Consider the following 12,340-nt stretch of genomic DNA (forward strand, 5'->3'; position numbering starts at 1 on the left):
CCGCGTCATCCCCGACCTGCAGGGTGACGCGGCCCGTGTCGTCACGCCCCCATTGGGTTCGTCTGGCGGGGAGCCTACACAAATTTCCGGAACGAGTTCATTTCAAAACAGCCCGACCGGTCCTCGCCTCGGGGTACCTTCCTGCCCGTGTCCGTCAGCGGACCGGAAGGAATTGAAAGACAGTGTTCATTGGTCAAATCGGGTCGACCGCGATCCTTGCAGCCGACTCGGCCGACTCCTCCGGCGTCTCCGCCGGCACCCTGCTGATCCCGGCGGTCGGCGTGCTCCTGCTGGTGGTGGGCCTCGTCCTGCACAATCGGTCGAAACGGCCCGCGGCCGACGCGGGCGCCTCGGCCGGGCTGCCCAAACACACCGGCACCGTCGTCGCCGTCGCGGGCGTGCTGATCCTGGCACTCGGCATCCTCGCCACCGTCACCAAGGGCACCAGCACGACCGCCACCCACGATCCCGAACTCGCCGTGGGCAACTGCGTGACCGCCACCGACTACCGCGGCGCCCAGATCGGCAAGATCCACGCCACCCCGTGTGACGACCACGCCGCCGTCTACGAGCTGGCCGCCTCGGTCACCAACGGCGCCACCTGCCCGGACGGCAAACTCCGGGACGCGGGCTACTTCGTGCTGACCGACGGCAACCACTCGCTGTGCTTCGCCCCGAATGTCAAGGTGGGCGACTGCTATTCGATGCAGGCCGATGTCAACCAGATCACGCCGGTCGACTGCGCCAGCAAGGCCGGGCCCGGCGTCACGGTCCAGATCGGCGGCCGCTTCGACGGCACCACCGACCCGAACCAGTGCGCCATCCCCGCCGGGGCGACCGTCACGCCGCAACCCGCTCGCGTGGTGTGCTGGCAGCCGGTCAAATCCAGCTAGACCCGACATGTGAACGGGGCCGGGCAGTGTGACTGCCCGGCCCCGTTCACATCGTCAACCCGGAATTACACCGCCGCGGCCACAACGGGCACGCCTTCGGCGAGGTCCTGCTCCCCCAGCCGCGGGTACGTCGGATACTCGATGCCCGAGATGTACTGCACCGTCCGCACGACCTGGCACGAATAGCCGAATTCGTTGTCGTACCAGAGATAGAGGATCGCGGTGTCACCATCCACGATGGCGGCATTGGCATCCACGATCGACGCCGCCCGCGACCCGATGAAGTCACTCGACACCACATCGGTGGCCGCGGTGAAATCGAGATTGCGGCTCAGCGGACCCGACAGCGACACCTGCCGCAGGTACTCGAGCACCTCGGTCTTCGTGGTCTCCCGCTTCAGCTGCAGGTTCAGGATCGCGACCGAAACATCCGGCGTGGGAACGCGAATCGAGCTGCCGGTGATCTTGGCCTGGAAGTCCGGCATGGCCTTCTTCACCGCGGACTGCGCGCCGGTCTCGGTCAGCACCAGGTTGAACGGCGCGGACCGGCCACGGCGATCCGACTTGTGGAAGTTGTCCAGCAGGTTCTGGTCGTTGGTGAACGAGTGCACCGTCTCCACGTGCCCGCGCACGATGCCGAACTCGTCGTCCATCGCCTTCAGCGGCGGCACGATCGCGTTCGTGGTGCAGGAGGCGCAGGAGAAGATCTGCTGCGACACATCCTGGTCGCGGTGGTTGACGCCGTGCACGATGTTCGGCACATCGCCCTTGCCGGGCGCGGTCAGCACGACCTTCGCGATACCGGGACGCAGGTGCTGCTCGAGGCCCGCGCGGTCGCGCCACTTGCCGGTGTTGTCGATCAGGATCGCGTCGTTGATCCCGTACTCGGTGTAGTCGATCTGCGCCGGGGAGTCGCTGTAGATGAACCGGATCACGTTGCCGTTGGCGATGATCGTGTTGTTCTCGGCATCGACCTTGATGGTGCCGTTGAACTGCCCGTGCACCGAGTCCCGGCGCAGCAGCGACGCGCGCTTGACCAGGTCCTCCTCGCCACCCTTGCGCACCACCACGGCCCGCAGGTTCAGCCCGTTTCCGGAGCCGGCCTTCTCGATCAGTAGCCGGGCCACCAGGCGGCCGATCCGGCCGAAGCCGTACAGCACCACGTCCCGCGGGCCCGGCGCCACGGCCTTGTTCCCGTCGAGCACCTCCGCCAGCACCGTCGCGGTGAACTCGGGAATCGACAGCCCGCGGTCGTCGGCGCGGTAGGCGTGGACCAGGCGGCCGAGGTCGATCTTGCTCGGTCCCAGATCCAGCTCGCTGAGCACCTCGAGGAAGGGCAGCGTCTCGTCGATCGACAGTTCCTCGCCCTCGATCTGCCGCGCGAACCGGTGCGTCCGCAGAATGCTGATCACCGATTTGTTCACCAGCGACCGGCTGTGCAGGAGGATCGTCACCCCCTTGTCGCGATACAGCCTGCCGATAATCGGAATCATCGCCTCCGCGGCAGCCTCGTGAGCGTTCCAGCGGTCAAGATGGTCGGTAGTCAACACAAATCCTCGGGGTTGCCTCGATGCGTACGTGCACCGATGCTATCCAGCCCCGCGGTATCACAAACCGCGGCTACCCGCATGTGAGATCCAGGTCGCGCCGGGGGCCCGCGAGGTCAGTCCCACCAGAACCACCACAGTGGCGCGGCCGCGTGCGGCTTCAGTTCGTCCAGCGTCCCCACGCCCTGATGCACCTGATCCGAGCAGTACAGGAATCGTTCGAGCGAAACGGCAAGCGCCTCTTCATCATTCTGCGGCGGACTTCCCACCCGCAGCGCGATGGTGCCCAGCCCCATCCCCATCAACTCCGCACCCCAGTGCCCCGCCCAGCGGCGCAGCATCGCGGCGTGATCGCTGCCGTCGAGGTCGTAGTTGCAGGCTCCCCACCAGTTCAGCAGGTGCGGCACCAGCCACGGCTGCGGCGCCGGGACGAGCGCCAGGTACTTGGTGTCGTCGTCGAGGACGGCCCAGGCGTCGGCCCACCCGAATCCGTCGTGATCCAGATCCGCGGCGGTGAGCACGCGCGGGCTCCGTGGAATCGAATCGACGCCCTCGGTGACCACCTGTGTCCAGGCCCGCTCCAGCCAGGCCCGGCCATCCGGTTCGGCGAGCTCGGTGCCCCGGTCGTCCGGATCGAAGTTCTCGAGCCCCTCGAGCGTGCGTTCCTCGATGAGCACCGGCCACAGCCCGGTGCGGGAATACACGGCGCGCACCCGCTCCCACGCATCGGCCGCCGGGTACCCCGCCTCGACCTCTCCCAGCCAGATCGCCCGGCCTGCAACCGTTCTACCCGCGGGCGTCAGCGGCGGGACCTGCACGCCCAGCGCGGCCAGCAACCCGGTCGGGTCCTCCTCCTCGACCAGCACGGCAACCGCGTCGGCAGCATCCCCATCCGCCCGAAACGGCGGTACACCAATCGAATTCAGCACCCCCGAATCCAATCAGCCCGGACCGACAATCCGCTGCGGCCGGGTTCCGAACCGGAGGCGGTCGCCGCGACGACGACCGCCCGCTGCCCGATTCGCCGTTGCGCTGGGCGCCTCAGCGCTGTGCGGAGAGGCTGCTGAGCACCCCGCCCGCGTAGCCGCCGCCGAAGGCGCTGCCGAGCCCCGCCGCCGCACTACCGACATCGACCGACCCGGCGCCGACGGCATTGCCCAGATCGGCGGCCGAGCCCGGCGTGATGTCGATATCCGTCAGCGGAAGCCCGTCCGCCGCGGCCGTCCCGATGCCCGCTCCGAACAGAGCACAGGCCACCGCACTCACAAGAATGGTTCGTTTCATGAAGCTGTTCCTCTTATCCACGTCGCGAAGCAGGTGCAGTTTTCCCCTGCTCCGCGCGCCAGAGCATATGAAATATCTGTAATTCAGATGAGCGTTTTGGACCGTTTGGTATGCCGACCTCGCCCGACGCTCGATCGGCCCGCGTGGATAACACTGATTTGCGAATAGATCGCCGAGGCCCGCGCCCTGCGATTCCGAGCCGTGAACACCGTGGTTCCGGCAGCACGGCCCTGACGCGGAGTCGTTGCCCTCGGCGAATACCCATAGCCGCCAGCGCATTTTGGGAAGCCGATCACATTCGTGTTGTGCCCCGCGAGCCGCCGACGATGGTGGTGTGACAGCAGATGCTTGGAAAGGCGGATAGACATGGCAGGTCGGCATCGTGCGGTGAGCAAGTCCAGCAGAGTGCTGCGCGGACTTCCGGTAGCCGTGGTCGTCCCCGCCGCGGTCGGCGTCGCCGGGGTGGGGACGGCCGCGGCCGAGCCCGCCGCCCCTCGGGTCATCGAGCCCACCGCGATGGTGAACACCGCCGCGGACGTGGCCACCGACAGCCCGGTCGCCGGGCCGATCGCGCCCGCCGCGGCCACCCAGCCATCCGCGCCGGTGGCCTTCGTCCCTGATGCCGCCGCCTCCACCCCGGTCGTCGATGCCCTCAAACCCGTTGCGTCCCAGCCCATTCCGTCCGCCACCCCGATCGCCACGGCGGCCCCGATCGCGAGCCCCATCGAGAACGGCACCTACATCGGCCAGACAGCGGGCCAGATCCTCGGTGGCATCTCCGGTGCGATCCTCGGCGGCACCGCGGGCAGCGCCCTCGCCACCGCCCTCACCGCTGGCGCGGCCCTGCCCATCGGTGCGATCGGCGGTGGCATCGTCGGCGGCGTGGCGGGCACCTACATCGGCTACTACGCAGGCTCTTTCATCGGATCCTGGGTGGCCGAGCAGGCCCCGCAACTGATCCCGAACGTCCTCCCCTGACCCGGGTCACCAACCCTGCGGCACCGGCCCCGACCACCGGAGAGTCCGCCTCCACCACTGTCCACGTGATCGTTGTGACCCACCGGGCACGTCGTGAAGAACTCGCCGAGCACTCACCGGACGCAACAGTCGCTGCGCTGGAACCGAATACCATCGCCGCCGCGGCGGAAGAACTGCTCGAGGGTTGAGCGCCGCGATCCTCTCGCTTGCTCAGCCGCGATCCGCGCGGTCGGGTTCGGGTGGCCCGAGCAGGTCCCATCGGTTTCCGGAGATGTCGAGAAAGACGGCAACCTGACCGTAGGGTTCGGTGCGCGGCTCGGTCACGAACTTCACACCGGCACCGACCATCCGGCGATACGCCCCCGCGAAGTCGACGACCCGGAGAAAGAACCCGACTCGCCCAGCGACCTGATCTCCGACAGCGCCGCGCTGCCTGTCCCCGTCCGCTTGCGCAAGCAGGATTCCGGTAGTCCCGGCGGGTGGGCGAACGACGACCCACCGTTTGGGACGTCCATCATTGGTGAGCGACGGGGAGTCCTCGATCAGATCGAAACCAAGTGTCTCAACGAAGAACTCGATGGCGGAGTCGTACTCCTCGACGATGATCGTGATCAGCTCCAGATGCACTCCGTGAGCCTAGGGCGTTCCCAGCCGGGCGTTCGGGTGAAATGCGTCAGCAGAAGTACTCGGACGGCGTGTCGGCTACGAGATGTGCCGGACGATTCCATCGGCCGCGGACTGTTCGATGGCGGCGAGGAGCCGGTGGTGGCGCAGGGCTGACTCGAAGCTGGGATGTGGTTGGCGGGCTTCGGCTATGGCTCGGGCGACTTCCTGGTAGAGGGCTGCGATATTGGCCGGCGGGCCGGACCGGACGCTGGCGGGGACGGTGCGATAGGTGTCAGGCACGGGCAAGGCTTCATCGTCGATCCGGAGGTTCCAGTCGCCCCAGTGGATGAATGTCCCGGGCTGGGCTGGGGTGGCGGTCAACGTGCCGTCGCTGCCAACGAGCTCGAGGTGGAACCCTTCTCGGGCGGGCCCGTTGCCGCCGTGCACGGCGACGGAGGCGGTGGCGCCGCCGGCCAGCAGTCCGTGCAGCAGGACGTGGCTGGGCGTGGCGTTGGGTACGGTCCGATCCGTCCCCGCGACGAGAACGCGGTCGTGCGTGCGAGGGAGTCGTGCGGTGACCTCGGTCAGCGGGCCCGCGACCCGTTCGAGTGCGGCCAGGAAATGACCGGCCATGATGGTCAAGATGTTGGTTCCTTCCGAAGGATCCAGGCTGAACACCAGATTCGGCCAAATTCGACTGCCGCCGAAGGGAGCCCCTTCCGCCACCAGCGCGACCGATTCGAGTGTGCCGATCCGGCCGTCTGCCAACAGGTCTGCGGCGAAGCGGGCACTCGGGGAATGGTGGCCCTGCAAAACGACCGCGTGAACGACGCCGGCGGCGGTGGCGGCCTCGGTCAACGCGCGCGCTTCGTCGGCGTCGACGCCCAATGGCCATTCGGACACAACGTGTTTGCCGGCGTCGAGTGCCGCCCTGATCACGGCGGCATGGCCGGAGGCCTTCACCGAGACGACGACCAGGTCGACCTCGGGGTGCGCGGCGAGTTCGCGTGCGTCGGCGAAGGCGTGCCGTGCGCCGTGGGCCGCAGCTGCCCGGTCCGCGCTGGCCTGGTTGGTGGTCGCGACCGCGGTCACGTCGAACTCCTCGAGCGCTGCGAGCGCGGGTAGGTGTGAGCTGTCCGCCCACCCGCTGGCCCCGACAACTCCGACTTGGATCATGTCCCACTCCTTAGTTATGTACCTTTCGGTAAGAAACTAAGTGGCACGGCACGCGCGCGCAAGCGGTAATGTACCGATAGGTAAAAAACATGGGAGAGAGCACGGAGAACGGCATGCCCGGCGGACGCCCACGCGCATTCGACGCAGACACCGCACTCGACCGCGCGCTGGAAGTGTTCTGGCGGAACGGTTACGAGGGCACCTCGCTGGCCGACCTGACCGCCGCGATGGGCATCAACAAACCCAGCCTCTATGCCACCTTCGGCAACAAGGAAGAACTGTTCGGCAAGGTTCTCGCCCGCTACCTCGACGGCCCCGGCGCCTACGCCGCCGACGCGCTGGACGCGCCCACCGGCCGCGAGGTGATCGAGCGGCTGATCCATGGGGCCGTCGACCTGACCGCAGGCACGAACACGCCCCATGGTTGCCTGTGCGTCAAGACCGTTCAAGCCTCAGGACCCGACGCACACGCCGTACGCCAGGAGGCCGCCACCGTACGAAAAGCCGCCGAGGCCGCGCTGCGCAGGCGGCTCGAGCAGGCCACCGACCTGCCGTCGAGCCACGAACCGGCCACCCTGGCCGCACTCGTCCACACGATCTCCGACGGCATCGCCGTCCAGGCCGCGGCCGGGCGCAGCCGCGACGAGCTGCGGCAGATCGGCAACTCAGCGCTGCGCGCCCTACTGAACGAAGGCACGTAGACCGCGCCGCCAAAAGTTCGGCGCTCCACAATGATTCAGCGGAGCACCCACACGGCAGCCCGGACAGTTCCAGGCCTCAGCACATCCCGAGGCGCAGCCCAGCCATTGACGACGCGCCATGCTGCCGAATTTCGTGCGCTTGCGGCCGAGCGGAGGTCTGAAATGATCCGGCGACCGTCGCCGAAACCGTTGTGCGCTATTGCAATTCCACTCTCGACGAGGTCGACGACCTGGCCCGCAATCAGATCGACCTGCTCGATCCGGCCCTGTCGAAACACGTCGAGCCTGATATGGCAGGCACCCTGCCCGGCGACCATCACCTGGCCAAGGGCTTCCGCTGGAAGCTCGACCTGCTGCGGGAAGCGACGTCCGCAGTCCGCGCCGGCCGCCCGACCATCCGCAATGGCGATGGCGACGAGATCTCCGCCGCGGACGCACTGACCGGCAATGTCCAATTCGTCCTGATCGAATTCCTCGCCGCACTGCTTCCCGGCTGGATCGAGCGCGGCCGGGTATGGCCCACCGAACTGGCCGAACAAGCCACGACCAACGGCTATCCGCCACTGTCCGACAACACCGCGTTGTTCGGTTCCTTCCCGGCCGAATTCCCGTCGCTGGATTGGGTACCCAACTGGACCATCCCCTCCAACTACGCAATCGGCGGCTACGCCGCGCCCTCGAACATCCAGCCCATGCGAAACTGGCTGTCCCAGAATGTCGAAGCGCTCGCCGCGGTGGGCGACCAATGGAACGATCGCCCCTACGTCCGCAAGGCCCTCCGCAAGTTCGACGAATCCTTGGCCCTGGCCGAACTGACCGGCTCCGCCTTCGTCGAAGCCGCCGAGATCTACATCCCCGGGATGGGCACCGTCAACTGACGCCCTCCCACTCCTTCGCAAACGTGCCGCCAGGCGTCCGCCTGAAGTCCGGCACTTCGTCACGCTTGCGACGCTGCTCCCGATGCGGTGGCAGGAGCTTTGGGACGGCTGATCCACCGCTCGCTCGTGCCCGATGGCCCTCGGGCAGAACGCCGCACCTCAGGCGGTCGCGAGGCGGGTGGGCAGGGGAGCCAGAGGGAAGTTCTTCCAGATGTAGGTGTCCATCTGGTGCTGGTCCAGGGTCAGGTTGTCGACGCGGTCCACTTTGCCGTCGGAGTTGAAGTGCCACACCAGCGCCCACAGGGTGTCGACCTGGCCTTCGCCTTCGGTCGAGTAGCCGCGGTGGATATCGACGACGTATTCCGCGTTGGCTTCGAGGAAGAACGTCTCGGCCTTCATGCCCGCCTTGGCGAGCTGGGCGAAGAAGGCCAGGACCTCGTCGAGGCCATGTTTGGTTCCCGAGAGCGCGTGGTGCCCGGGAATAGTCCATGCGATGTCGTCGGTGAGTACCGCCCTCATGCCGTCCAAGTCGTAGCGCGCATATGCCTCGAAGAAGTCGCTGATCGCCCGGATCTTCGGGTCCTGCTGTGTCACCGCGTGATTCCTTTCGAAGAGGGGAATCCGCAGTCTGCGTCCGGTCGCTGGCAGAACGCTGGCATCGGTTGCCGGCGACGGACGCCCACATCACGACCCAGCCGGCAGCCATCGAATGAAAAACCGGCAGATACCGTGCGGTACCTGCCGGTTCAGCGTCGGGTTCGACGAGTGGACTCGGGTGCCTCCGGGGTCAGCGGGTGGCGATGATCGCCGAGCCGTGACCGAAGAGACCCTGGTTCACCGCGATACCCGCGCGCGCGTTCTCCACCTGCCGACCGTCGGCCTGGCCGCGCAACTGCCACGTGAGTTCGCAGATCTGCGCGATCGCCTGAGCGGGGATGGCCTCACCGAAACAGGCCAGGCCGCCACTGGGGTTCACCGGGACCCGTCCACCCAATGTGGTTGCGCCACTGCGCAACAGTTCCTCCGCGCCGCCCGTTTCGCAGAGCCCGATGTCCTCGTACCAGTCCAGCTCCAGCGCGGTGGACAGGTCGTAGACCTCCGCGAAGGACAGCTCGTCCGGCCCGAGCCCGGCCTCCTCGTACGCGGCCTGCGCGATGGCGGAGCGGAACGCGTGCGGCGGGGCCTCGACTGCCACCGCGGAATCAGTTGCGAAATCCGGCAGATCGATGACGGTCTTCGGGAACGTCGGCGTAACCGTCGACAGCGCCCGGATGCGGACCGGGTCGGCGATGCCGTGCCGGCGCGCGTAGTCCATCGACGTCAGCACCAGCGCGGCGCCGCCGTCACTGGTCGCGCAAATGTCGAGCAGCCGCAAGGGATCCGACACGATCGCCGACGCCGCGACCTCCTCGGCCGCCACCTCCTTGCGATACCGGGCATACGGGTTGTTCAGGCCGTGGCGGGCGTTCTTCACCTTGACGGCGGCGAAATCCTCGAGCGTGGCGCCGTGCAGCGCCATCCGGCGGCGGGCGTAGAGCGCGAAGTAGATCGGGTTGGTCGCGCCGAGCAGATGGAAGCGCAGCCAGTCCGGATCATCTCGGCGTTCACCGCCGACCGGCTGGAAGAAGCCCTTCGGGGTGGTGTCGGCACCGATCACGAGTGCCACATCGGTCAGTCCAGCCAGGATCTGCGCACGCGCATTGGCAATGGCCTGCGCACCCGAGGCGCAGGCGGCATAACTGCTCGAGATCCGCGCACCCGACCAGCCCAGTGCCTGAGCGAAAGTCGCGCCCGCGACGAAGCCTGGGTATCCGTTCCGGATGGTGTCCGCGCCGGCGATGTACCCGACATCGAGATGGTCCACGCCGGCGTCGGCCAGCGCCGCACGCGCCGCGACCAGCCCGTACTCGACGAAATTCCGCCCCCACTTGCCCCACGGGTGCATGCCCGCACCGAGGACGGCGATGTCCCGATCGTTCGTGTCAGTCATTGACCGGCCTCCACATCCACACCGTGTGCTCTGCCTCGTCGTCCTCGTACAGCGTGCCCACGGCCAATTCCACCGGCATGCCCACGGCCAGATCGTCCACGGTGAACCCGCGCACCACTTGTCCGAGAATCACCATCTGCTCGACCTCGAGCTCCACCGCCGCCACGACATACGGCTCGAACGGATCGGCCGAGACGTAGGGCGCGGGCGGCTTGTACCGGGCGTCCGCGTACGACCAGATCCGGCCACGCGTGGAAAACAGGTATTCGGCCAGCTCGGAGCCGTCCTTCGCACCGGCACAGCGCGGGTTGCGACAGGCCAGCGTGTTCCGCGGGAAGTACGGTGTGCCGCAATCCTTGCACCGGCTCCCCTTGAGCCGCACCACACCGTCGTCCGCAGTGAACCAGTCAGCCACAGCGGGGCGTTGTTCTTTCTGCACAACCCCGACGGTATAGGAACACGTTCTACTTTGGGGCCGAATTCCACTCCGCGAATCCGCGCCCGGAGGTACGGTGACTCCAGATGGAGGATGCCCCGGCACCCTCGAGTCGATCTGGAGTACCACAACGCGATGGGCACCAAAGCCATTGACCCGCAGTCGATCCGCAACGTCACCCTCCTCGGTGACCCCGCCGACACGGCCCGAGTGGCTCACCAACTGCTCCACGGTTCCGGCACCCCCACCTCGAGCCCCGCGACCACGCTCCACTGGGCGACAGACGGCGTCGAGCACACAATCCGCCTCGCCGAGCTACCGACCCAAGCCCCCATCGCAGCCCTGCAGCGCGCCATCCGAGTAGCCGACGGCGTGATCGCGGTCGTCGACGCCGCCAAAAACCTCGCCCCCCGCCTCGAAACCATGCTCCGCGTAGCCGACGACCACCAGGTCGCCCGCCTCTGCCTCATCACCGGCCTCGACCACCCCGACGCCGACTTCGACCGCTGCGTCCGCACCATCGCAGACACCCGCGGCGCAGCCCCCCTCCCCCTCCAGATCCCCATCACCCCCGGCCCCCACCTCGAGGGCCTCATCGACCTGATCGCTCTCTGGTCCCTCGAACCCCTGGCCGCCGAAATCTACGGCAATCACTGGAAACTCGCCGAACCCTGGCACCGCAATCTCGCGACAACGGTGACAGCCCAACGCGCCAGTTCTGCTACTCCCATCACCCAGCCAGAACTCCCCCGCGAGCAGCTACATCACCGAATCCGCCATGCAACCCGCATAGGCGACACAATCCCCATCCTGTGCAGCTCCGACGCCCTCACCCCGCTCCTGGACGCCATAGTCCGCTACCTCCCGTCCCCATTGGATGTCTGCCAACCAGAACACGCCCTGGACTACTGACGGACGCCGCCCCCGCCACGAATCAACGCAGCGCTGCGCGCGCCTCCTTGATCATTCCTCTGATCTGTTGGCACAGAACGAATTTCAGAACAGCAATCCGAGTGGGGCGGGCCTGTCGGTCTAACCGGCCCAGTCGGCGCTCATCCGTGCCGGGCGTGGGTGGGTGCGTTCTCGCAAGGTCAGGTAGGAGGACAGGGCCGAGCGGGCATAACGACGGAACGGTTCGCTGCCCACCGAGCCCTGGGTGATGAGAATGCGGCGTACGCGGTGGCGGAACATCGGGACGCTGATGCCGAAGGTGGTGAGGACTTCCTCGCTGGGCGGACCGCCGAAAGGCTGCCAGGTGAGGGCGAATTCGATCAGCTGCTGTTCGTCGCTGTCCATGGAGAAGCGATCGTCTCCTCTCGGTGGGATGGTGGTCAGATCGCGACGAGGCCGATCTCGGCGCAACCTTGGAGCAGGGCCTCCCGGCCGAAGGCTTCGACGGGGCCGACGACGCCCGTGGACAGCCGTGGGCCGGTGCGGAGTTGCGCTGCGCCCCAGGCGATGAGCTCGCCGGTGAGGGTGTAGATGCTGGGGCCTTCGAGGTGGACCTCGGCCAGGGCGCCGGTCTCGTCGGAGACGACGGCGACCACATGGGTGAGGGTGCGGGCGCGTTCGGCGGTGTCGGGGCCACCGGCCGGGCCGATCATGGGCCGGCTCAGCAGATCGACCAGGGCACGACCGCCCGGAATCCGTACGGTGGCAGCCGCAATCGCGGTTTGGATCGAGATCATTCGGCTCAGTGCGGGGAACCAGCCGTTGTACACGGTGACGTTGTCGAGGGCCGGGAACGCGGTGGGCAGGTACAGCACTTCGGTGCCGGACACGAGGACTGCGCTTCTGCGGCGGCCACGCACGGTGAACGGCCGAACCTTCGAGGCGGTGCGTCCATCGGAC

General features: G+C 67.4%; 16 protein-coding genes. 6 read left to right on the top strand and 10 right to left on the bottom strand.

Annotated elements, in window-relative coordinates:
* Positions 1–182 precede the first annotated feature (182 nt).
* A complete protein-coding gene (locus ACFXHE_RS00470) occupies positions 183–893 on the top strand; it encodes a hypothetical protein (protein WP_379378404.1) in 711 nt (236 codons plus the stop codon).
* A gap of 65 nt (positions 894–958) precedes the next feature.
* Here the strand turns inward: ACFXHE_RS00470 and ACFXHE_RS00475 are convergent, their stop codons facing one another.
* The 3 genes from ACFXHE_RS00475 to ACFXHE_RS00485 all read right to left on the bottom strand — a co-directional run bounded on the left by ACFXHE_RS00475 (position 959) and on the right by ACFXHE_RS00485 (position 3,724).
* Positions 959–2,440, bottom strand: coding sequence for a glyceraldehyde-3-phosphate dehydrogenase (locus ACFXHE_RS00475; protein WP_379378406.1), 1,482 nt, complete (start codon positions 2,438–2,440; stop codon positions 959–961).
* Between the two features lie 116 nt (positions 2,441–2,556).
* A complete protein-coding gene (locus ACFXHE_RS00480) occupies positions 2,557–3,369 on the bottom strand; it encodes a DUF4253 domain-containing protein (protein WP_379378408.1) in 813 nt (270 codons plus the stop codon).
* Positions 3,370–3,481: 112 nt separating this feature from the next.
* Positions 3,482–3,724: a hypothetical protein gene (locus tag ACFXHE_RS00485; RefSeq protein WP_379378410.1), complete on the bottom strand. Its 243-nt coding sequence runs from the start codon at positions 3,722–3,724 to the stop codon at positions 3,482–3,484.
* Between the two features lie 366 nt (positions 3,725–4,090).
* Here ACFXHE_RS00485 and ACFXHE_RS00490 point away from each other — a divergent pair, with 366 nt between their 5' ends.
* Both ACFXHE_RS00490 and ACFXHE_RS00495 read left to right on the top strand, forming a co-directional pair.
* Positions 4,091–4,702: a hypothetical protein gene (locus ACFXHE_RS00490; RefSeq protein WP_379378412.1), complete on the top strand. Its 612-nt coding sequence runs from the start codon at positions 4,091–4,093 to the stop codon at positions 4,700–4,702.
* Positions 4,703–4,767: 65 nt separating this feature from the next.
* A complete protein-coding gene (locus ACFXHE_RS00495; protein ID WP_379378413.1) occupies positions 4,768–4,890 on the top strand; it encodes a hypothetical protein in 123 nt (40 codons plus the stop codon).
* Positions 4,891–4,912: 22 nt separating this feature from the next.
* Here the strand turns inward: ACFXHE_RS00495 and ACFXHE_RS00500 are convergent, their stop codons facing one another.
* Complete coding sequence (locus ACFXHE_RS00500) at positions 4,913–5,329, bottom strand: VOC family protein (protein ID WP_379378414.1); 417 nt, start codon at positions 5,327–5,329, stop codon at positions 4,913–4,915.
* 75 nt (positions 5,330–5,404) lie between these two features.
* The gene (locus ACFXHE_RS00505; protein WP_379378416.1) at positions 5,405–6,484 is read right to left on the bottom strand and encodes a Gfo/Idh/MocA family protein; all 1,080 of its coding nucleotides are present in this window, start codon (positions 6,482–6,484) and stop codon (positions 5,405–5,407) included.
* 89 nt (positions 6,485–6,573) lie between these two features.
* Here ACFXHE_RS00505 and ACFXHE_RS00510 point away from each other — a divergent pair, with 89 nt between their 5' ends.
* Entirely contained in the window at positions 6,574–7,185 is a 612-nt protein-coding gene (locus tag ACFXHE_RS00510; RefSeq protein WP_379378417.1) for a TetR/AcrR family transcriptional regulator, read from the top strand.
* A 191-nt stretch (positions 7,186–7,376) separates the two neighbouring features.
* Positions 7,377–8,063: a hypothetical protein gene (locus ACFXHE_RS00515; RefSeq protein ID WP_379378419.1), complete on the top strand. Its 687-nt coding sequence runs from the start codon at positions 7,377–7,379 to the stop codon at positions 8,061–8,063.
* A gap of 159 nt (positions 8,064–8,222) precedes the next feature.
* Here the strand turns inward: ACFXHE_RS00515 and ACFXHE_RS00520 are convergent, their stop codons facing one another.
* The 3 genes from ACFXHE_RS00520 to ACFXHE_RS00530 all read right to left on the bottom strand — a co-directional run bounded on the left by ACFXHE_RS00520 (position 8,223) and on the right by ACFXHE_RS00530 (position 10,492).
* Positions 8,223–8,657, bottom strand: coding sequence for a nuclear transport factor 2 family protein (locus ACFXHE_RS00520; protein WP_379378420.1), 435 nt, complete (start codon positions 8,655–8,657; stop codon positions 8,223–8,225).
* A 193-nt stretch (positions 8,658–8,850) separates the two neighbouring features.
* On the bottom strand, positions 8,851–10,053 hold the full coding sequence (locus ACFXHE_RS00525; protein ID WP_379378422.1) for a lipid-transfer protein: 1,203 nt from the start codon (positions 10,051–10,053) through the stop codon (positions 8,851–8,853).
* Positions 10,046–10,492, bottom strand: a complete 447-nt coding sequence (locus ACFXHE_RS00530) for an OB-fold domain-containing protein (protein ID WP_354838229.1) — start codon at positions 10,490–10,492, stop codon at positions 10,046–10,048. Before ACFXHE_RS00530 ends, ACFXHE_RS00525 begins: the two co-directional genes overlap by 8 nt.
* 132 nt (positions 10,493–10,624) lie before the next feature.
* Here ACFXHE_RS00530 and ACFXHE_RS00535 point away from each other — a divergent pair, with 132 nt between their 5' ends.
* Positions 10,625–11,401 (top strand): GTP-binding protein, encoded by a 777-nt coding sequence (locus ACFXHE_RS00535; RefSeq protein ID WP_379378424.1) that lies wholly within the window; start codon positions 10,625–10,627, stop codon positions 11,399–11,401.
* Between the two features lie 120 nt (positions 11,402–11,521).
* Here ACFXHE_RS00535 and ACFXHE_RS00540 read toward each other — a convergent pair whose 3' ends face one another.
* Both ACFXHE_RS00540 and ACFXHE_RS00545 read right to left on the bottom strand, forming a co-directional pair.
* Complete coding sequence (locus ACFXHE_RS00540) at positions 11,522–11,785, bottom strand: hypothetical protein (RefSeq protein WP_379378425.1); 264 nt, start codon at positions 11,783–11,785, stop codon at positions 11,522–11,524.
* 35 nt (positions 11,786–11,820) lie between these two features.
* Complete coding sequence (locus tag ACFXHE_RS00545) at positions 11,821–12,270, bottom strand: hypothetical protein (RefSeq protein ID WP_379378426.1); 450 nt, start codon at positions 12,268–12,270, stop codon at positions 11,821–11,823.
* Positions 12,271–12,340 lie beyond the last annotated feature (70 nt).

The organism is Nocardia sp. NPDC059229, assembly GCF_042754165.1.
GTDB lineage: Bacteria > Actinomycetota > Actinomycetes > Mycobacteriales > Mycobacteriaceae > Nocardia.

Excerpts from the sequence above, each read along its gene's own strand:
- ACFXHE_RS00485 (WP_379378410.1), bottom strand. The coding sequence starts at position 3,724 with ATGAAACGAACCATTCTTGTGAGTGCGGTGGCCTGTGCTCTGTTCGGA.
- ACFXHE_RS00490 (WP_379378412.1), top strand. The coding sequence starts at position 4,091 with ATGGCAGGTCGGCATCGTGCGGTGAGCAAGTCCAGCAGAGTGCTGCGC.
- ACFXHE_RS00505 (WP_379378416.1), bottom strand. The coding sequence starts at position 6,484 with ATGATCCAAGTCGGAGTTGTCGGGGCCAGCGGGTGGGCGGACAGCTCA.
- ACFXHE_RS00510 (WP_379378417.1), top strand. The coding sequence starts at position 6,574 with ATGGGAGAGAGCACGGAGAACGGCATGCCCGGCGGACGCCCACGCGCA.
- ACFXHE_RS00525 (WP_379378422.1), bottom strand. The coding sequence starts at position 10,053 with ATGACTGACACGAACGATCGGGACATCGCCGTCCTCGGTGCGGGCATG.
- ACFXHE_RS00535 (WP_379378424.1), top strand. The coding sequence starts at position 10,625 with ATGGGCACCAAAGCCATTGACCCGCAGTCGATCCGCAACGTCACCCTC.
- ACFXHE_RS00540 (WP_379378425.1), bottom strand. The coding sequence starts at position 11,785 with ATGGACAGCGACGAACAGCAGCTGATCGAATTCGCCCTCACCTGGCAG.